At 62.2% G+C, this 19,459-nt stretch carries 20 protein-coding genes; 14 read left to right on the top strand and 6 right to left on the bottom strand.

The genetic code is table 11. The annotated features are described in order from the left end of the window. Positions 1-88: 88 nt before the first annotated feature. Both AC1MDG_RS14650 and AC1MDG_RS14645 read right to left on the bottom strand, forming a co-directional pair. Positions 89-304: a helix-turn-helix transcriptional regulator gene (locus tag AC1MDG_RS14650; RefSeq protein ID WP_479804727.1), complete on the bottom strand. Its 216-nt coding sequence runs from the start codon at positions 302-304 to the stop codon at positions 89-91. Between the two features lie 13 nt (positions 305-317). Then, entirely contained in the window at positions 318-608 is a 291-nt protein-coding gene (locus AC1MDG_RS14645; RefSeq protein WP_479804725.1) for an ArsR/SmtB family transcription factor, read from the bottom strand. A gap of 117 nt (positions 609-725) precedes the next feature. Here AC1MDG_RS14645 and AC1MDG_RS14640 point away from each other — a divergent pair, with 117 nt between their 5' ends. Together AC1MDG_RS14640 and AC1MDG_RS14635 are read left to right on the top strand one after the other, a co-directional pair. Further along, positions 726-1,097 carry a hypothetical protein gene (locus AC1MDG_RS14640; RefSeq protein WP_479804723.1) on the top strand — a complete coding sequence of 124 codons (372 nt, stop codon included), beginning with the start codon at positions 726-728 and terminating at the stop codon, positions 1,095-1,097. A gap of 113 nt (positions 1,098-1,210) precedes the next feature. Continuing rightward, positions 1,211-1,642, top strand: a complete 432-nt coding sequence (locus AC1MDG_RS14635; protein ID WP_479804721.1) for a hypothetical protein — start codon at positions 1,211-1,213, stop codon at positions 1,640-1,642. On the opposite strand, the gene AC1MDG_RS14630 is transcribed toward AC1MDG_RS14635, so the two are convergent. After that, positions 1,596-1,919 carry an ArsR/SmtB family transcription factor gene (locus AC1MDG_RS14630; RefSeq protein WP_479804719.1) on the bottom strand — a complete coding sequence of 108 codons (324 nt, stop codon included), beginning with the start codon at positions 1,917-1,919 and terminating at the stop codon, positions 1,596-1,598. The two genes, AC1MDG_RS14635 and AC1MDG_RS14630, sit on opposite strands and share 47 nt — an antisense overlap. Positions 1,920-2,058: 139 nt before the next feature. Here AC1MDG_RS14630 and AC1MDG_RS14625 point away from each other — a divergent pair, with 139 nt between their 5' ends. The 3 genes from AC1MDG_RS14625 to AC1MDG_RS14615 all read left to right on the top strand — a co-directional run bounded on the left by AC1MDG_RS14625 (position 2,059) and on the right by AC1MDG_RS14615 (position 4,896). Then, the gene (locus AC1MDG_RS14625; protein ID WP_479804717.1) at positions 2,059-3,009 is read left to right on the top strand and encodes a hypothetical protein; all 951 of its coding nucleotides are present in this window, start codon (positions 2,059-2,061) and stop codon (positions 3,007-3,009) included. Between the two features lie 61 nt (positions 3,010-3,070). Then, entirely contained in the window at positions 3,071-3,784 is a 714-nt protein-coding gene (locus tag AC1MDG_RS14620) for a hypothetical protein (RefSeq protein WP_479804715.1), read from the top strand. 59 nt (positions 3,785-3,843) lie between these two features. Then, on the top strand, positions 3,844-4,896 hold the full coding sequence (locus AC1MDG_RS14615) for a C40 family peptidase (protein WP_479804713.1): 1,053 nt from the start codon (positions 3,844-3,846) through the stop codon (positions 4,894-4,896). A gap of 214 nt (positions 4,897-5,110) precedes the next feature. On the opposite strand, the gene fdhA is transcribed toward AC1MDG_RS14615, so the two are convergent. After that, positions 5,111-6,358 carry a formaldehyde dehydrogenase, glutathione-independent gene (gene fdhA / locus AC1MDG_RS14610; protein WP_479809110.1) on the bottom strand — a complete coding sequence of 416 codons (1,248 nt, stop codon included), beginning with the start codon at positions 6,356-6,358 and terminating at the stop codon, positions 5,111-5,113. A gap of 806 nt (positions 6,359-7,164) precedes the next feature. Next, positions 7,165-8,010, bottom strand: coding sequence for an esterase/lipase family protein (locus AC1MDG_RS14605; RefSeq protein ID WP_479804711.1), 846 nt, complete (start codon positions 8,008-8,010; stop codon positions 7,165-7,167). A gap of 1,008 nt (positions 8,011-9,018) precedes the next feature. Between AC1MDG_RS14605 and AC1MDG_RS14600 the strand changes: the two genes are divergently transcribed. From AC1MDG_RS14600 to AC1MDG_RS14575, 6 genes are all read left to right on the top strand, one after another. Beyond that, positions 9,019-9,306 carry a hypothetical protein gene (locus AC1MDG_RS14600; protein ID WP_190989882.1) on the top strand — a complete coding sequence of 96 codons (288 nt, stop codon included), beginning with the start codon at positions 9,019-9,021 and terminating at the stop codon, positions 9,304-9,306. Between the two features lie 58 nt (positions 9,307-9,364). After that, positions 9,365-10,714 carry a hypothetical protein gene (locus AC1MDG_RS14595; protein WP_479804709.1) on the top strand — a complete coding sequence of 450 codons (1,350 nt, stop codon included), beginning with the start codon at positions 9,365-9,367 and terminating at the stop codon, positions 10,712-10,714. After that, the gene (locus tag AC1MDG_RS14590) at positions 10,707-12,188 is read left to right on the top strand and encodes an SCO6880 family protein (protein ID WP_479804707.1); all 1,482 of its coding nucleotides are present in this window, start codon (positions 10,707-10,709) and stop codon (positions 12,186-12,188) included. The genes AC1MDG_RS14595 and AC1MDG_RS14590 overlap by 8 nt, the downstream gene beginning before the upstream one ends. Before the next feature lie 239 nt (positions 12,189-12,427). After that, positions 12,428-13,642 (top strand): ATP-binding protein, encoded by a 1,215-nt coding sequence (locus AC1MDG_RS14585; RefSeq protein ID WP_479804706.1) that lies wholly within the window; start codon positions 12,428-12,430, stop codon positions 13,640-13,642. 8 nt (positions 13,643-13,650) lie between these two features. Then, a complete protein-coding gene (locus AC1MDG_RS14580; RefSeq protein ID WP_479804704.1) occupies positions 13,651-15,459 on the top strand; it encodes a type IV secretory system conjugative DNA transfer family protein in 1,809 nt (602 codons plus the stop codon). Beyond that, positions 15,446-15,955, top strand: a complete 510-nt coding sequence (locus tag AC1MDG_RS14575; RefSeq protein ID WP_479804703.1) for a hypothetical protein — start codon at positions 15,446-15,448, stop codon at positions 15,953-15,955. The genes AC1MDG_RS14580 and AC1MDG_RS14575 overlap by 14 nt, the downstream gene beginning before the upstream one ends. 30 nt (positions 15,956-15,985) lie before the next feature. On the opposite strand, the gene AC1MDG_RS14570 is transcribed toward AC1MDG_RS14575, so the two are convergent. Further along, positions 15,986-16,825: a DUF4238 domain-containing protein gene (locus AC1MDG_RS14570; protein ID WP_479809109.1), complete on the bottom strand. Its 840-nt coding sequence runs from the start codon at positions 16,823-16,825 to the stop codon at positions 15,986-15,988. Positions 16,826-17,275: 450 nt separating this feature from the next. Between AC1MDG_RS14570 and AC1MDG_RS14565 the strand changes: the two genes are divergently transcribed. From AC1MDG_RS14565 to AC1MDG_RS14555, 3 genes are all read left to right on the top strand, one after another. Further along, the gene (locus AC1MDG_RS14565) at positions 17,276-18,358 is read left to right on the top strand and encodes an ArdC-like ssDNA-binding domain-containing protein (protein WP_479804701.1); all 1,083 of its coding nucleotides are present in this window, start codon (positions 17,276-17,278) and stop codon (positions 18,356-18,358) included. Positions 18,359-18,419: 61 nt separating this feature from the next. Further along, complete coding sequence (locus AC1MDG_RS14560) at positions 18,420-18,932, top strand: single-stranded DNA-binding protein (protein WP_479804699.1); 513 nt, start codon at positions 18,420-18,422, stop codon at positions 18,930-18,932. Positions 18,933-19,097: 165 nt separating this feature from the next. Continuing rightward, complete coding sequence (locus AC1MDG_RS14555) at positions 19,098-19,442, top strand: hypothetical protein (RefSeq protein ID WP_479804697.1); 345 nt, start codon at positions 19,098-19,100, stop codon at positions 19,440-19,442. The last annotated feature ends 17 nt before the right edge of the window (positions 19,443-19,459 follow it).

Genomic DNA, 19,459 nt, shown 5'->3' with positions numbered 1-19,459 from the left:
CTCGTCGCAGCACGCCAGCGTCCACTGAAGTGTTTCTTCCGGCTGATCTTGCCCCATGTACCGAGCGGCAACGGAGGTCTCGGTGACATCAAGCCTCCAGTCGCGAGGACAGCCAAGAGTCGTAGTCGGTCCGGCTGATCCGCAAATGCCTACCGATTCGGTAGGCGCGGGGGCCGAGGTGTTTGACCCGCCACTGGTAGAACGTCTGTTCTGGAATCTGTAGCTGGGCGCAGATGTCCTTCGGGGTCAGCCATTGCTCGTCGCCGGTTTCTGCAGTAGTGCTGCTCTCTGGGGTGGTACTCATGAGGTTCTCCGTCCTAGTGCCGGCCCAAGGGCAAGTTCTGTTCCTGGTTCATGGGAGCAGGGTATTGGGACGGCATGACGGACACACTGAAGCTGGCCGCCAGTGCTCTGGCATGGCGGTGCACGTGTTCTGGGGAAGCACTGAACTTAGCCGATGAGTGTTGCACCAGACCTGCGTCTCGAAGCATGCGGAGGTGCCGGCGGACCTTCGACGGTGACGCGTCGAGATGGACGCCGATCTGGCCACAGCTCGACGGGCCGTTCCTCAGCAGGAAGCGGATGATTCGGCTTCGTGTTCGGTTCATCAAGATGCTCGACATGGAGACCACAACCTGAGGAAATGATAGGGAGTGATTGTAGACGGGTCTACAGATGCAGGGTACTCCCGTTGGGTGTCATGTTGGAAGAGGACGGAATTGGAAATGATCCTCGCAGGACGTGAGGAGTTTGCCATGCAAGATCACCCACAGATCAGGGCCTTTAGCGAGGCGGCTCAGTCACTCCGAGCCGAACGGTACTGGCGCTACGCCTCGACGGAAGAGCTCGCTGAATTTCTACGGGCGCTTGGCGACGTGCTGACCGAGGTCTCGTACCACCTGGACGCCAATGCGGTGCTGCCGCCGGAGCTCCTGGAGGTGTGTCAGGGTATGGCCGTTCCAGCGATCCGGAAACTACCACTGCCGCCGTCCGCCGGGTCTATTTTGATGTCTTGCCTTGACCGTCGAATTGAGCGGCTGATTGCCGCGCAGGGTGACTCAGGGAATACTGGGGCGCAGGGATGCCGAAACGCCTGATAGAGCCGACGGCCCCGGACCTGACGATCAAGGGGTAGGCGATGCGGAGTGACGAGACAGGGCCTGGCGAGACGTTGTCTCCCCAGGCCCAGCTAGCTCGTCGCCTGAACTTGTTGCTCGACGTCGTTGTCGCTGAACGCGGCAAGCCCGTGACGTTCCGGGAGGTGCAGGCCGAGCTCGAGGCTAAGGGCATCAAGTTGTCCCGCGCGCGGTGGTTCTACATGAAAGAGGGGACTGGGCGTCTAGTCAGTGATCCGGTGTTACTGGCAGGGCTGTGCAACATCTTCAACGTTGACCCCTCCTACTTGACCGGTTCCGACGCCGAGCTGCCCGAGCGGATCGATTCGCAGCTCGAGTTCGTAAAGTCCCTCCGTGCGGCCCGGGTGAAGTCTTTCGCCGCGCGTACGTTGGGTGACGTATCGCCTGAGACGTTGAAGGCCATTTCTGAATATCTCAACAGGGACATTGGGCGCCATCCGGGAGCGGAAGCGGCTGCAGTCAGTCCTCCAGAAGATACTGAAGATGAGCCGCCAACAGCTCCTTGATCCTTGCCGAGTTAGCTGAATACCGCGGCGACCGGCCATGCCTCCGGCCCGGTTCCACATCCACCACGATGGCGCCGGATTCTTCCAGCGCAAGCAGGTGCTTCGCAACGCTGGGCTCGCCGGCACTCACCGCGTCCACGATGTCCCCGCGGGTTGCCGGACCGTGCGCTGAAAGATAACGCAGAATCTCATTGCGCGACCTATTGCCAAAGGTCGCGACAGCGGCTTCGACGTCGGCCGACCATGCGGCGTCGCGAGGCTGCGTAATCCTGGGCATGCGACCATTCTTACTGAACGCCGGTCGAAAAGTAAGACCGGGAACCTTGACGATACTTTAAGTATCCTTGACAATAGTTTGCATAGCCTTCGTGTAGTCGTGTTTGGCGCCCTATGGGCGGTCACTTTAGCGGCCAGCAGTGCTGGCCGCGGACTTATTGGAATCGCGAATTAAAGCGGTGAAGACCATGCGAGTCGAAGCCCGGGCGAATCAAGCCCAACAAGAACAAGTCAACCAAGGAATCATCGATGTTTCCCTGCGCGCTGCCCCAGAATCCGTCGTGCGTTCCGTCCCGGTCGATCAGATCATGGTGGCAGTGGACGGGGTGCAGCGCTACGTCGTTTCGCACCTGTCGCGCATCGGGCGTGCGTGTGATGTGGACGACGTCATGCAGGACATCCGCGTGGCCGTCTGGGATGGAGTGACGCGAGGTCATTACCGGCAGCTACCCGGAATACCGTTCGGCGCGTGGGTCCAAGGCGTATGCGCGAACGTGTGCGCGGCCCACATCCGCAGGGAGATGACCCACCCGACGTTACCGCTGCTCCTTGACCCAGAGGCTGATGGTTGTCCGTCGCTCGACACTGTGACGCTGCTTGGCATGGACCGTGGGGCTGATCGAAGTGCTGAGAAGTTTGTCGACCAGCAGTGGGCGCGAACCATTATCGAACTGACCCGCGAGAGCGTCCCTGGGGGAGTGTGGGAACTTGCCGTCGACAGTCTCACCGGGCCGCGGCGGTACGGTCCGCCGTCGCCGCAGGACCGCCGGCGGTGGCACGCGGCAACGGTGGTTCGCCAGACAGCGAGGACTGTTCAAAGCGCGCTGGAAGTTGACCATGCCAGCATCCGGAACATCCGGGATGTCTGCGAGCATGCAGCAGACTGCTTGCCCACGCCGGTGCTCCGTCGCACGGCGGCAACGATTGTTCGTCCAGACGTCCGGGGCCCAGAACGAACCAGTGCTGTACGGGCGTTGGCTGCCGAGCTTGGCGTCACGGAGCGCTATGTGGTTGTCCAGATCGGCTTCGCCCGGAGGCTGTATCAAACCTCGTGGAGGATTCTCCGGGCTGGAATGCGTTCCGATCGCTGAGTCATGTCCTAACCGGCCGTTCAAGACATGAACGGGCGTGGAGGGTGGAAAGGTGTTCTCTTTGAGAAATTCACTGTCGTGCCTGGGTGGACGCCGGCGATGCTGGCTTCTGGCGATCGTCGTCCTGGGCGTGGCAGCAGTCTTGATGGGTCTCCCTCGGCCACAGTCCGGCCCCGCCGCGGAGCCGGTTGCGCCGCCGTCGACCGGGCTGGCTGCTGACAACCCGGTTGCGCCGACCCCGAGCCCGCATAGGGAAATTCCGACGGCGGCTCCCGCCGTTACGGTGCCCGTACCGGATGGGGCCCCGCGCACCACTGACTTCAGGCAGCTCGCTTCCGCGGCAGCAACGGCGATCTATTCGTGGGACACCCGTTCGTCGTCGTACTCGGAGGTTTACTCGAGGGTCCGGGCCTGGTGGCACGTGCTGCCGGACGGCTCCAATCCGCTGGCGGTGCTGGTGCAAGAGTTCGAAGCGACAGGCGTCAACGCAGGATCCTATGCGTCCTTGGCCAGCCAGCAGGCATACCGCTCGGCCAGCGTCGAGTCGTTGACGTGCGACGGCGAGCTGGCCAAGGTACGCGAACAGCCGGCTCCCTGGGTGGGGTTGCACGTGTGCACGGTTTCCCTTCAGGTTCTGGAACAGTCGACGGCGTCCCGGAACTCGTACACGGCCCCTGTCAGTGTGATGGTGAACTGCCCGCCCGCTTCCACGGCACCACCGGATCGCTGCGCCTTGGTCGCCTTCTACGCTTCGCCTAGCAGGATCGTGTACTGATGCCTGTCGCTGCAGTGATCGCGGGGCTTGCTAGGCGTCGGGCTATATGGCGGGCAGTGGTGGCAGCGGTCTCAGTGCTGTTTCTTGCGGGTGCCTTTGCGTTCTGCGCCGCGGTGGCGGTGCTCGGGGCCAATTCAGCAAAAACGGTGTCTGTCTGCTCACCAGCGTCCTTGGGTGGTTCGCCTGTCGCCAGTGCGCCCGCTATGGTTGTCCGCGCTGGCGGCCAGCCATCCGTGAATCTCACCGCCAGACAGGCGGCTGTGGCGGAAGACTATATTTCAATCGGAAAGCAGCTGGGTGTACCCCGGGATGGCCAGGTCATTGCGATCATGATGGCATTACAGGAATCCAGCCTTAGGGTCCTGGCCAACGCGAACTTGCCTTCTTCGCTCAGTTACCCGAATGATGGCGTCGGCAGCGATCACGATTCTCTAGGAAGTGCCCAGCAGCGCCCGGCTGCCGGATGGGGGACCATTGAGCAACTGATGGACTCCGCCTACAACGTGCGGGCCTTCTACGGCGGGCCACGTGGCCCCAACCACGGGAGCCCACGAGGGCTGCTGGATATCCGTGGGTGGCAGTCGATGACCAAAGGCCAAGCTGCCCAGGCGGTCCAAGTGTCTGCTTTCCCGGAACTCTATGCGCGCTGGGAGGCGGAGGCGTCGGCGATCGTCGATGCTCTTGATGACGGGACGGTAGCGGTTCTGTGCAGCGGAGCGCCGAACCTCCCGCCGATCATCCCAGACCCCGCAAATTTGAGTGAGATCCGCAACGACATCTTGCGGTTTACGCTGGAAGGCGTCGGCGGCACGTATGTATGGGGCGGGACCGCATTCAAAGCATGGGACTGCTCCGGCTACGTTCAGTGGATCTATCGGCAAGCAGGCATCGACCTTCCGCGTGTGGAGCAATGGCGCGTCGGTGTGAGAACTGACAATCCCCAGCCAGGAGACCTGGTCGTCCAAAACGCCCGAGGGCCGAACAATTGGGGACACGTTGGCATCTTTGCCGGGGACGGCCTGATGTGGAGTGCGCTCAATCCTTCGGTGGGGACGCTACTGCACCCTATAGCCTGGAACTCGGACACGGCGTACTTTGACCTCCTGAGCTAACACGTGGTTCCATGGCGAGCGGCATAGGGTCGCTATCCCGTCGCGACCCCTCAGCCCGTCTTGAACCCGCGATGTGGGGAGATTTCCAAGGAACCTGCCGAGTCTGAGACCTTTCGGGGGTGGGGCGCCCTTGCCCTGGCTAGAGCAGACGACACACCGAGCCGTTAAGCGTTGTTCGCCAAGACCAGGAGCCCAGGTATTCTCACTTTTGCGGCTAGCTCAGGTAGCCGTTCGGGTTGAGCACGTACTTGGTGGCGGCCCCGGCGTCGAACTCGGCGTAGCCCTTCGGGGCTTCCTCAAGCGAGATCGCCTTAGCGTTGACATTCTTCGCGATGTGGACCTTGTCGTGCAGGATCGCCATCATGAGCCCGCGGTTGTACTTCATCACGGGGCACTGGCCGGTAGTGAAGCTCAGCGACTTCGCCCAGCCCCTGCCCAGGCTAAGTGACAGGGCGCCCTTCTTGGCCGCCTCGTCGACGCCGCCAGGGTCGTCGGTGTAGTACATGCCGGGTATGCCGAGCGCCCCGCCTGCGGCCGTGAGCTCCATCAGGGAGTTCAATACCGTGGCCGGAGCCTCCTTGGCTTCGCGGCCGTGCCCCGTGGCTTCAAATCCGACCGCGTCGACGCCGCAGTCGACCTCGGGGACACCCAGCAGTTGTTCGATTTGCTCGGCCGGGCTGCCCTTGGTTAGGTCCACGGTTTCACAGCCGAAGCTGCGCGCCTGGGCCAGGCGGCCGGCGTTCAGGTCCCCCACGATCACGACGGCGGCACCTAGCAGTTGCGCGCTGGTGGCCGCAGCCAGTCCAACAGGACCCGCTCCCGCAATGTAGACCGTGGAACCCACTCCCACACCCGCGGTGACGGCACCGTGGAAGCCGGTCGGGAAGATGTCCGACAGCATGGTCAGGTCCATCATCTTCTCCAGGGCTTGGTCCCGGTCCGGGAACTTCAGCAGGTTCCAGTCCGCGTATGGAACCAGGACGTAGTTGGCCTGGCCGCCGACCCAGCCCCCCATGTCCACATAGCCGTAGGCGCTGCCCGGGCGGTCCGGGTTGACGTTGAGGCAGATGCCCGTCTTCCGCTCCTTGCAGTTGCGGCAGCGTCCACAGGCGATGTTGAATGGCACCGAGCAGATGTCCCCCACTTTGATGAACTCGACGTCGGGGCCCACTTCCACGACTTCGCCGGTGATTTCGTGGCCCAGGACGAGATGCGAGGGGGCTGTGGTGCGGCCGCGGACCATGTGCTGGTCAGAGCCGCAAATGTTGGTGGCAACGGTCTTGAGGATTACGCCGTGGCGAACCGAACGGCCCACGTTGGCGGGGTTGACCCCCGGGCCGTCTTTGAGTTCGAAGGTGGGGTAATCAATGTCGATCAATTCGACTTTTCCTGGCCCTTTATAGGCAACGGCTCGGTTCTGTGAGCCGGCCGCTACGGGTTTGAGCTCGGGAAGTAGTCCCACGCCTGCGTATTGGCGGCCCGCAGATGCGGCCGGCGCGCTGGCGGCCAGGTCGGACGAAATGGCATCTTCTTTCATTGACAGAGGACCACTGGACTCCAACTCGAGAACGTGCCTGACCCGATCCTCGACGTTTTGGAGCGCTCTTGCGAGCCTTGTTGTCCGGGCATCTGCGATTTGGAGTTCAACAAATGATCTGGCGCGGTAATCGGGCGCACCGGCCCGCCAGTCTGACGGGCAACCAAGCACAGGTAGGTTTGATTCCGCGCCGTGGAGCGCCCAGGCGACGCTGTTCATGACATTCTTCGGAACCGGCCCCATCTCTCCAGGCACCAATGTATTCGGGACCATCTCGACCTCAGAGATTCGGTTCTCCCACTCGATGTCATCGGCGAACAGATAAATTCGCAGGAATTCCATCCGTTCCTCGGAGAGCGCGTCCATCGCCGCCCACAACAGGTCGTCGAAGCCTTGCCCAGTGCCTATGCTCATTCCGCCCCAGTCCGTTGCCCAGACTTCACGCTCGCGTCGAGGGTTAACTTCCCTTGGGAGCGAAGTGCGTCCGAACCGTTCCCAAGGTATTGGGAAAGGTGCTAGCTCCGGCGCAAAATAATCATACTTTCGCCCCAACTGGATCCAATTGGCCGCTTCCCGTAGGAGAAAGAGGGACAGATCTCTATCGCCACTTCGGCCATGTTCACGGAAGGTCTCCTCCGATCGGAGCCGTCCATGCTGGTGGAAAAGAGTCTGTAGAAGCGGTTGAACGGAGGCCGCTTCGAAGGATCGAAGGCGGTACTCCTGTGCCCAACTCACGTTGTCCGCCCCCCTTTTTCTACGAACAACCACGGCAGTTCGTAGTCATCGCATGGTTTGCAGACCGTCCTGTGGGACTGGCCCGAGTCTGTCGACTCTCGATAGCTGTCCGTTGCGTACCATTCAGCCTTGACGACGTTGTCCGGATTGGCCCATAGGATTCTTGCCCGAAGTGCCGGCTCTGACGTTATCTGGACGAAGTGTTCGGTTCGCTGCCTAATGTCCGCGATCAGTGTCGAGTCCGGCTGAAGGTCTTGATAAGCGGAGGACATCCCCAGCCGCAACTCGGCGACGCGCAGTATTCCGATCTCATCGGCTAGTTTGAGAAGGCCTGCCGGTCGGAATCCGGCACTGGCCGGGCTGAAGAGTCGGGTCTCGGCATCCAAAATGGCCGGTCGCTCGCCACGTGGCTCGTTGTTGACCCATGCTTGTACAGCGTCCACAAGCGCGCAACGTATGACCAGACCTCCCAGCGAATGTCCAACAAGTATTAATTCTTCATATCGGGAGTCATCGTCCCGTGCCCGTACGGCATCACCATTCATCGGTGGGGAAATGGGTCGCGGATAGAACTCGGGCAGGCGGCGATTCAATCGATTGGCTACAGAAGTGATGTCGTCACGTGTAGATCTATAGCCGACAAACAGCAAGTCGGACTCCTCCCACCACTGTCCCTTTCCACTGCTTTGCTGGAATTGTGCCCAACTAGACAGGGTTTGCCCTCCAAAACCGTGGACGAAAACGATCAGACGCATCGCCTTGCCATGAGAGGAAAACATCTCCCATGGTGGCGAGTCAGGCCAGCAGAAGCGGCGGAACAAATGCGATTTCGCATTGGGCATACCCGGATTTTAGACCCAAAAGCCAAGCCCAGAGTCGGAGCGTTGCGGAATTTATTTTCCTCAGGTGAACGTAGGGATCATAACGGCGGGCTCGGGCGGCGGCTGGTTCCGCCCAGGTCGCTCCCTCGGTGGGGCGGCGCCGGCCCGACAGACCACAGTGCCCCATAGCGGGAAGTAGCCCGAGACCGATCGCCCGGTTCACTGGCCGCTGCCCGGTAGCGGCGACCCCCGAAAGCTGCCGTTGTGTAGGGGTCCCGAGGAGGCGATGGAGTTGTCCCAGTCTTCTGTGGCGCACCCGGAGACCGACGGAAAGATCCCCGGCCAAGCGAGCGCCTAACTCCGGCTGGAAGCACCGATTTAGCGCAGCTCGGCGACTTGATTTGGCAGCTCGGGTACCTTGGGGCAATCGACGACCTGGAAACCGCTGTTAACTGACGCCGTACTCTGATCGCCCACGGCGCAGCCTGCCGCCTGTGTCAGGGCCCCGCTGCATGAGCCTTCTTGGCCGCTTTGGGCGCATCGCAGGGCTTGGCCTACCATCGGGGAATGACGATCAGACTGGACGAAGACGGCAACCTCTACTCGATGAATGATTGCTACAGCTGTGACAATGAGGGACCTCACTACTCTTCCTTCGTCCTCAAAGGCAGACCTGCTTTTCAGTGTGCCCGGTGCATGGGCCCGGTCAGCGACAATTCGCCGGTTCCGTCCTCATGGCTACCCGGAAATGCAGGTTAGGGGCGTAGTCCGGAAAAACGACTGGACCTTTAGCCTCTATATGGACTGACCATTGCGCCGCCGATGATCGCCAATTCCTCGGTAAGGGGACAAAGCGCAACTCGGCGATCTGCCCGTTCGACCCTGTAGACCTCCCCTGATCGTAGATCCGGCAGAGAGCCTCTACTTGTAAAGCATCCCGGCAGGTCATGTCGCCCCACCCCATCGTCTCCATGAAGTCGTGAACCCGAACACCCCTCACGCCCGTGGAAACGACAGATGGAGCGCCCAATGTTGATGGCAGCTGTAGACCCCGGAATCACCCCCAACGCGAGCTTTCCCTTTCTTGAATCGCTGAAGCAGATCGGCGGCGGCATCCTGGTCGGCGCGTTCATAGTGATCGCCATTGTCGCAATCGTCGGGGCGGCCATGCTTCTGGCGGGGAAGCTGAGCCAATCCTCGCGGTTGGCGTCTGGTGGCGGCATGATCCTGCTCTGGACCGGCCCCGTCGCCGCGATCCTCGGTGGCATCAACGGCTATATCCTCTGGTCCCAGACGGCGTTTAACCTCGGATTCTAGGCCTGTCGTGCCGGTTCAGTGTGATCTGAATGGATGGTGGCCGCCCGGGTGCGGTCTCGTGTCCCAGGCCAACGACGGTGTTCAAAGTTCCATCACGTCGTTCTTCGCGAACATTCTGCAGAATGTCGCCGCCTGGATCTGGTCGTTCATCACGGGAGCATTCAGTGTCTCCAATGTAGATGATTCTCAGTGGACCGCCATCGAAGGACTGACGAATTGGTGGGTGGTCGTCATGCTCACGCCGCTCATCATCGTGATGATCCTCCAACTGCTCTCCGCCCTCATCAGTCAGCAACCCCGCCGCCTGGTGCGGGCGCTCGCGGGCGGCGCCGCCGCTATCCCCATGGTCGCGGGCGCCGTCTACCTGGTCCGCCAGCTCACCAAAGTCAGCGATGCGGCGTCGACGGCGCTGCTCGGCTCACTGGGAACGGACCCCTACGTGCTGTTTATGCGGCTCTTCGGTTTCGAGAAAGCTCCGGCGGGCTCTGGGCGGGAGTGGAACGTCGTGGCACTGGCTCCCGGGTCCACTGGCGGCGCGGCTGGGGCCGTAGTCGTCACCGCCATGGCCGTCATCGTGGTCTGGGCTCTGGCGTTCATTTTGATGTGCTCGATGATCTTCCGGTCGTTCGCCCTCATCGTGCTGGCCGCCGTCGCCCCGGTGGCACTGATGCTGATGCCGTGGGAGAAAACGAAATCAATGACGCGCCGATGGACAGAGATCGTGGTCGCACTGCTCTTGGCCAAGCCGCTGGCCGCGACAGTGCTCGCGGTGGCCATAAAACTGTTTGCCGAGTCGAAGTCGTTCGCCGGCTTGGCGGCTGGGGCGGTCGGGATGGCTCTGGCATGCGCCGCGCCCATGATGGCGCTGCGCCTTGTGAGCTTTGCCGGTGGCGAGCTGGCGGCAGCCGCGCAGACTGCAGGTGGCGGCCACGTGCTTTCCCGGAGTTCTGGCTTCGCTGCCCGGCAGATCAGTCGGCAGACGGGCGGCCGCTTCACGCTCGCTGCGTTGGCCAGCCGCTCAGCCATAAACCGCCCCATCCAGTCCAGCAGGCCGGTATTTCCCACTAGGACGCTGCCGCCCCGTGTACCGCTGCCCGGGATCGGGACAGGCCCGACGCCGTCGCAGACTTCCGGCGGTGGAGGCACCGCTGTGATGCTCGACGCCAGGCCGTCGCCTTCCGGCCCCATGTCGCCGCATGCGCGGAAAGAGCACGAGACAACACGACCGAATGCGCGCACGTCGCCAAGCGGACCGATGACCGGCGCGAACCTCGAGCCCGCACGGCCGCCGTCGCGCCAGTCCGCAACAGATCCCAAAGCCGTTCCTGCGGCGGCGCCGCCAGTGCGGCCGCTGAAGCCGCGGCAACCAATAGTCCAGCCACCCAAGGATGGTGATTCCCGTGTCTGAGAACTCCCGAGCCCTCGAGCCCGTCAAATTTCCCAGGTATGAGCGACGCGGCTTGTTCATGGGCCTGAAGTGGTACCAATTGCTCTTCATCGCTGGCGGTGTCCTGGTGGCCAGCACGGCATCGGCGGCTAGCGGCCCTGCCGGCATTTTCGCCTCGGGACCGATGTGGCTGACGCTGATACTCCTCGGGTTACTGCAGTACTCACGGATTCCCTACCCGGTCTGGGCCGGCCACGCTGTCCTGTTCTTCGTCAGGCTAGCCACAAAACAGACCCGCTTTCTCGTGAGGCCTGAACGGGCTGCCCTGGCCGGAAAGCTCGCCCTGCCAGGCGGATTGGGGAACCTGGAACTTCGTCGAACGTCCCGCGGCGAATCGTTCATCGTGGACGCCCGGGGCAGGGAAGCCATCGCGGTGTTGCGCTGCAGCACCAGATCATTCGCCCTGTTGGACTCTGACGACAAGGCGTGGGCTGTGCAGTCATGGTCTCGAGTGCAGGCAGGTTTGGCTCAGCGCAGCAGCGTTGCGAGAATCGCAGTGCAGGATTACACGGTCCCGTATCCCTCGTCAGCTCTGCGCAACTTCTATGACCGGACAGTCACGAACGCGGACCGCGATGGGGAACTTACCTGGGGACAGCGAGCCTACGAGGACCTGATCTCCGCAGCCGGCTCGGCGATGAGCCATGACCTCTTGCTCGCCCTTGTTGTGGACACCGCCAAGGCCCGACGCCGTATCAGAGAGAGCGGCGGGGGACTGGTCGGCGTCGAACGTGTCCTGCGGCTGGAAGTCGAGGCCATGACCACCGCGCTGGGCACTCACAATGTCAGGGTGGAGGAGTGGCTTCCCGAGGCGGGCATCCTCGACGTCGTTCGTGGTGCCTTCGATCCCGCCGCTGTTCCGGACGCCGTTTCGGCGCCTGACCACCAGAACGACGGCGACCCAAAGGTTCAGAGCCTCCCGGCGGGACCCATGGCAGTCGAGGAGCACTGGACCTATCTGCGCACGGACACGGGCTTTCATCAAACCTTCTGGATCGCCGAGTGGCCCAGGCAGAAAGTCTTCCCTGGATTCTTGCATCCGCTGATCTATGTCGGCGATTTTCGCCACACGGTGACCGAGGTGATCCGGGCCGTACCCATAACTGAGGCACTGCGGGACATCCGATCCGCCCAGGAAGCCCACGAAACCAGGCGACGCATCAACACACGCTTCGACAGGCCACTCACCCGGGAGCAACGGGCCGAGGAGGAAGAAGTTGCCCAGCGGGAGGAAGAGATCGTCGCCGGTCACGGCGACGTCCGTCCGGCTGCCTACGTGACCATCACGGCGTCCACCCTTGAAGATTTGGCCCGGCATAGGCAGGAACTGGAATCGGCTGCGGCAGGAGCCTTCGTCGAACTGCGGCTGCTAGCCGGGCAGCAGTGGGCCGCATTCGTCGCTGGCGCGCTTCCGTTCGGGAGGGGGCTTCGATGACACAAGCACGTCAATCGGTTCAGTTCGTGCCCACCGGTGGAACCAGACAGGAGCGGAAGGAACGACGCCGGCGCTCAGCCTCCGGAGACAGCCAACCGTGGGAGGTCGCGCTCCACGGCTTGAGAGGGAGGGCAGATTCTGCACTCGACAGGAACGAACTCGGCGACTGGGGGAGCCGCGAACCCAACTCCCTGCGTGGCCCACACCGTTTGCGCCCGGCACCACACCGCGCGTCCACCATGACCTTTGCCGCTGCCTACCCTTTCATTACCGAGTCAGGCCTTGGCCAGGAAGGAACATACATCGGCACAGATGTCTTCGGCTCGGGCGCGTTCTCCTACGATCCATGGATTCTGTACGACAAAGGCGTCATCAGTGGCCCTTCAATCGTTGTCATCGGCACCGTCGGAACGGGGAAGTCCATGTGCGGAAAATCCTTGGTGACCCGGTCGATCACCCTGGGGCGGAAAGCCGCCGTCGCCTCCGATCCCAAAGGCGAGTGGGTCGCCGTCGCCCATGCCGTTGGCGGCAAGGTCATTTCGATCGGACCCGGCCGCGCATCGCGGGTCAACCCACTCGATGCGGGACCGCGGTCCAGCGCGTTGAGCGAGGCTCAATGGCAGGCTGTGGTTCGCCAGCGCCGCCGCTACCTGCTGGTGGCGCTCGTCTCTCTCATGAGGCAAGGGACGCCGCTGCGTCCGGTGGAGCACACAGCCCTGGACATGGCGTTGATGGAAACCGTGGCTGAGAACTCGAACCCCACGCTGCCGATGGTCCTTGACCACCTGTTAAACCCGTCCAAGGAGACGATTGCGCTGGTGGGCAAGGACGGAGGGCAGTCCGTCAGCCACTCCCTGCGGCGTACGGTCTCGGGCGATCTGGAAGGCATGTTCGACGCTCCCTCCACTGTGGCCTTCGACGCCGAGGCGCCCATGATGGTGATGGACACTTCCGCGCTGATCGGCGCCTCGGAACAAGCCTTGTCGCTCGCCGCAGCCTGCGGTGCCACCTGGCTGGAGGCAGCTGTCACCAACCCCGACGGCGGCAAACGGCTGGTGGTCTACGACGAAGGCTGGCGCATGCTGGCAGACCCTTACATGCTCGCCAAGATGAGCGAGCAATGGCGCCTTGCCCGGACCTACGGCATCGCGAACCTGTTGATCATGCACAAAGTGGCCGATCTCAATGAAATCGGCGACGGCAGCAGCGGGCACCGCCAAAAAGCACTCGGCCTGCTCACCGAAGCCGACACCAGGATCATCTACCGCCAAAAGCACGACGCCATGCGCCTGACCAAAGAAGCCCTGGGGCTTTCCGAGGCCGAATGCGAGCACGTGGAGAACCTCCCCAAAGGAGTCGGACTCTGGAAAGTCGGAAACCGCTCCTTCATCGTCGCCAACCGTGTCACCACCGATGAACTGGAAGTCTTCGGCACCGACGACCGGATGATCTGAGGCTGGGCATGAACCGTCGAGGCACAGACAATCCCCTGGTCACGGCCGGGCTGATGGCCGCGGCCGGATACGTCTGTTTGTGCCTCCTCGTCCAAGGAACCGCCCACATCCTGGTGGTTTGGCGCTGCGGCGGCAGACCACCGTCGCCCTTTAACCCAGCCGCCGCCGTCGGGCTCCTTGTTGACCGCATCGATTGGATTGTCCGTCAGACACAGGGATGCGACGTCGGGACCGGCAGCGTCTGGTGGGTGATTGGTCCACTGCTCCTCCTCATGGCCGCGCTCGCCGTCGGCTGTTTCCTGGCCTCGCGAAGGTGGCGGCAATCCGGCGCGTGGCTGCGCCAGGACATCCTGAAACGCGAAGGGATCGCCCAACGCGCCGAAATACTCCACGACTTCGGAGCCAGAGCCGTCCGGAGGCGGGGCAAATTCACCAGGCCAGGCTTGGCCAAGCCTCGGATCCAGGACGTGGCCTGGACTTTGGGCCGCTCCCGCGGTATCACGATCCACGTCTCCACCGAGGAATCGATGGTCATCCAGGGCGCGCCGCGTTCAGGCAAGGGCCTCTACGTGGTCATCAACGCCATCCTCGACGCTCCCGGCGCCGTCGTCACCACGTCCACCCGGGCCGACAACCTGGTGGTCACCATGACAGCCCGGGCCCGCGGCGGCAAGCCGGTCACCGTGTTCGATCCGCAGGGAATGTCCGGACTGCCCTCAACACTTCGCTGGTCTCCCGTCCGCGGCTGCCAGGACCCGGACATCGCCACGCGCCGCGCTCTCGTCATCACCGCGGACACCGAGATGAAAGGCGAAAACGCCGCGTGGCAAAAGCGCTCGCTGATTATTCTGCAATGCCTCCTCCACGCCGCAGCATTATCCGGCGAGGGCGTCCGGGCGTTTCGCCGCTGGTCATCGAGCCCTGTCCTGGCACGTGAGGCACTGGAAGTACTCAGCCGACCCGAGGCTGCACTGGGATGGCAAGCCGATCTGATGGGGATCCTCGAGGATGACCCCAGGAACACGTCCAACTCCTGGATTGGCGTCTCGGCGGCCGTCGCGCCGCTGTCATCTCCCAAAGTGCTCGCCGCGCTGGATCCACGGGACGAGTCCGAGGAATTTGACCCAAAGAGGTTCATCCGCGACTGCGGCACCCTCTATCTGATCGGCACCCGCGCCGGAGCTGCTGCGGCAGGGCCGTATCTTTCGGCGCTGATTGACGACATCGATAATGCCGCCCGCGAGATGGCATTCGTCTCGCCCGGTGGCAGGCTGGATCCGCCCTTGTCCCTGATCCTGGACGAGATTGCCAACCTGGCCCCATGGCCGGGCCTGCCCATCGCACTCTCTGACGGCGGCGGCATCGGAATCTCCACACTGGTTGTCCTACAATCTTTGTCCCAGGCCCGGACTGGCTGGTCCATCGATGAGGCCGCAACCATCTGGGACTCGGCCATCATCAAGGTGATCTTCGGCGGAGGCTCCGATGAACGCGACCTTCGCTCCCTCGCCGGGCTGCTGGGGGAGCGAAGCCTGACCCTGAGCACCCGTTCCTGGTCCGCACAAGGCCGGCAGGATGGCGAACAGATCAGGGAGAGCCCAGTCCTGCCGCTGCATGAGATCAGGCGCCTACCCGTCGGCACAGCCCTCATGCTTGGGCGCCGGACCCGCCCCATACTCTTGGACCTGCGCGAATGGCACAAGCGCAAAGACGCCGCCGAACTCGGGCGCTCAAAGCTCGAGCTCGAACGGGCCTTGGCCGATGGCCACCGCTTACGACAGCAAGCAATTGAGGACGTGACCGATGACCAGTCATGACGACGTCGAACACTTTGAGATCCCGTCAGCCGGAGCGGACGACGACGATCTGACCGCTGAGCTCTTCCGCTCCGCATTCCGGCCACCGGCCCGGACGCCGGGCGTGACGTATCGTTGGCGGGAAATTACGGCCGCCCAGGCCGAAAGTGTTTGGCGCGCCCTAGCTATCTGGGTCAGATGGCTTGTTGCCACCTACCAACTGACGACGTCGGTCGTCCCGGACTGCTGGTGGCGACACTCCGAGATTGTGGCCGAGCTTTATGCGCTGCAGCGGGCGGAACTGGCTTCCTACGCCAGCGACGATCCGGGGGCCGGGCCGTTGGCCTTTCATGAGCGGCTGCCACACGCCGTCGAGCGCCTGCGGATGCACACCCGCACGGCTGGTTGTGTTGGCCTGCAAGCGCACAAGGAACCGGCCCTTAGAATCCTGCGGGTGGATGATGCGGACTTCGTTGAGTGGCAGTCGGCTTCCCATCAGGTTGCGGATGACTCTTGAAGTCATGCCCACCCTAACTTCGTGATCCACCTAAAAACTAGCGGGCATGGCTCGTCTCAGCGTCCGCTGGAGTGCCAGATGTTCAGCCATCGATTTGTAAAGCCGGGGATGAGAGGTCGGCCAATCCACATTGTGGGTAACAAAATCTCGGGACGAGTAGACAGTGCACCGATTGAAATCTTCTGCCTTGATTCTTCTTCGCCCCTCCAAACGGTGGAGATACAGCCCGGTACTCGGGCTCAGGGCAATCGTGACTCGTTCGCATTCGTGGAGGGGGACGACAAACCCGTGCATGGCCCACCGATGCTCGGTTGGATTGAAATTCTTGCGCAGATCCCGCCGAATTCCACTCTGCGCGGCAAAAGCATCAGAGGCTACGAGACTAGGCCCCCGGAATCGCACAACGTCCCAGTTGAAACTCAGGAGGCTCCCGGCGTAGGGGTTCCATTTGTCTTTGGGTCGTGCCTCTACATCGTTCCGGATTGACCATGCGCCAAGAAACGACAAAAGGGCGGCGCTGAGAAGGCCCGTTTGGAGCTCTCGAGGGGGCAAATCGTTCGAGCCTTGCTCCTGAAGTTGATGGGCCACATACCCAAGACTGAACCGATTGCGAAGTATCTGTAGGCCGGCAAGCCAACAGATCGCCTGCTTCTGCTCGTCGGTGACGTCTGTTGCCGTGGTCGCTGTCAGCTCCTGAATTGCGGCTGCGGCCTCGCCTTCCAAGGAACTCATGGCTGATTCAAGCAGGGTTCTATTTCGTCCTGTGGGTCCGAAACGATCGCCGTAGAGCGTATGGCCGTCTTTGGTTTGGCCCGTGTTTAGGACTACGGACGTGAAGCTTTTATCGTCTGCAACCCGATGTACAAACAATTTCTCCTTGGAATCGGCGAAGCGGCGTAGGAGGAACTGCGGTACGTAGTGGTGCCTAATCGGTTCGTTCAAAGGGCCCCTCTACAACAGGCAGGTTATAGCTTAAGAACTCAGGGTGTAATCTCGTAGGCTTTTGCCTGAGTCCAAAGGTAGCAGCCAAGTGCGCCGTCGCAGGTGAGTCGGCCATCTCCACAATCATCAGGAGCCCGGCAGTCAGCGTCAGCGAATGAGCACTGTGTGATTCCTACTCGATCGAGTTCCAGTACTGGACGACTACTGAAGTCATGCTGTTCGTGCCTCTCCAGACATGAAGAGGTAATCCGCCACCTAGTTCCGGCGGGGTCCCAAGAAGCATGGAGGGCGGCTGTCGTGGCCCCTGAACCTGAAGACGTATCCAGTGATGTGGTGGCAGAGGCCGCGCCTGGTCCGGGCGAGTCTAGCGCTGCGCGCATGACGCCGGAAGAGCGCATCACCGCCCTGACGGATGGTCTCCATAAGATCCTGGAAAAGGCCGTTGAGTCTCCGTCGCACTGGCAAGTGCTGCTGGACGCCTCGGCGACATTATGGCGCTACTCTGGCGGCAACGTTGCCCTGCTGATGATTCAGATGGCCCAGCGCGGCACAGAGGAACCAACTCTGGTGGCCGGGTATAAGGAATGGGAACGCCACGGCCGCACCGTCCTGAAGGGCGAGCACGCACTGTGGGTCATCGCGCCCCGCACATCACGGGTCCAGCAAGTGACGCTTCCTGACGGTATCCGGCAACGCATCCCGGTAGGCGAGCAACTGCCGCGGGGCGCCGTCGACGATGGAAAGAAAACCGTCATCACAGGTTGGCGTGGCCAGGCAGTGTTCGATGTCTCGCAGACGCAGGGGACTCCGCTGTTGGTGCCCCGCGCCGCTGATGGTCCAGTGGCCAATGCCGCTGAGATGTGGCGATCTCTTGCGACGGTTGCCGGCAGCCACGGCTTCGACGTCGACGTCACGGAGGCCCAATATGGGCTGACCAGTGGCTTTACGGACTTCACCCAGCACAGGGTCCAGGTTGGCGCGTGGTTAAACCCTGAAGAGCGTTTGGCCGTCCTTGCCCATGAGCTTGGGCATGTTTTGCTCCATGGGCCTGACGACGACGTCGGCCGGCTTTACGGCAGCAGCGCAGACCATCGTGGGCTGGCGGAAGTTGAGGCTGAATCCGTTGCCTACACGGTGCTTAGAGCCCACGGAATCGATCGCGGTGCGCAATCTGCCAGCTACTTGGCCGGATGGGCTGACGCCGTCGTTGAAGCCGAGAAGGATGTGAGGGCCGACGGCGGCGGCAGTAAGCTCCCAGCATCCCGTGCGGACATTGCGAAGTCGGTACTGGGCCGGGTCACGGCTGCCAGCAAAGGAATCCTCGAAATGACCCGTCCGCCGGGATTCGGCGGCAAGATTTCGGCTCTCGACGCGGACCCCCGATTGAATGCCACAGGGTCCTATGTGGGCTTGGAACAGCCCGCGAGGTCTGTTGATGGGCCGGTGATGGCCGGCCCATGAGGTTGGCCGCAACTAGCTGTCCAACGGGAGAGTCCCGTCGGCTATGGACAGGACAAAAACAATGAGCACCAAAATCCCGGTCAGCATCGCCGGAAACCTCGTCGCGGACCCCGAACTGAGCTTCGGTGAAAGCGGAGTGGCACACGCCAAACTTCGCGTCGCAGTCAACCAGCGAATCCAGGGAGCGGATGGCACCTGGCACGACGGAGAACCCGTCTTTCACAATGTCTCAGCCTTCCGAGCGCTGGCGGAGAACTCGGCGAACTCTCTTAAGAAGGGAGACGCGGTCACCGTCGCAGGCGAACTGGAATTCCGTTCGTACGAGAAGGACGGCGAACGCCGTGAAGCCCGCCGAATCGTGGCAGATACCATCGGTCCGGATCTACGTTTCGGCACTGCGGCCTACCAGCGCACGTCCCACGCGGCGGTGGTGGGCCCGGACGCTGAGGTTCACGTTGGCGCTGACGCGTCAACGACGGCGGAAACTGCTTCGCCGGCCTACAACATCGCGTCGAAGAGCCGGGTGGTGGTGCCCCCTTTCGGGGCCACCGCGGGGAATGAGATGAGCTACTGAACCTCAGGCGTTCCCGAAAAGCGTGGTCAGAAATTTCACCACCCTAAGTCGCCCGGCAGGTGCCTTCGTACCGGTCGTCCGGTAGCCTGCCGTGAGCCGGGGTCACTGATGAAGGAGCGCCCGCTAATGTGTTTATGAAAGAGCGAATCCATTTAGGGGAAAGAAATGACTGCAACGCCGACCTGCCAGCCGTGGTGCACCGAACACCTAACCGCGGGCGAAAATTCCTGTTACACCCGATACGTCATTTACGACAAAGGCGAAGTAGGCAAAGCGGAGGCCGCCGAAGGATCCCTGGCCGCTCAGGTAGGGGCCATCGGCGGATTTCCGGGCGAAATTTCCTGGATTGCTTTCGTCGCCAGTCAGGATGAAGAAGACGAGCAACCGGTTATGGATCTCCAGTTCTACGAGGATGGCGCAGACGAAGCAAATTGCACGCTGCCACTGAATGCGAGCGTGCTGAAGGAACTTCGTTCGAGTCTGGGAGCCATACTCAGCGAGTTCTCATAGGGCGAGTGCGCGGATGA

It is taken from the genome of Arthrobacter sp. AIWTK1, assembly GCF_056680535.1.
Note: the sequence above shows the minus strand (reverse complement) of the source record. Positions and strands in the feature narration are given on the sequence as shown.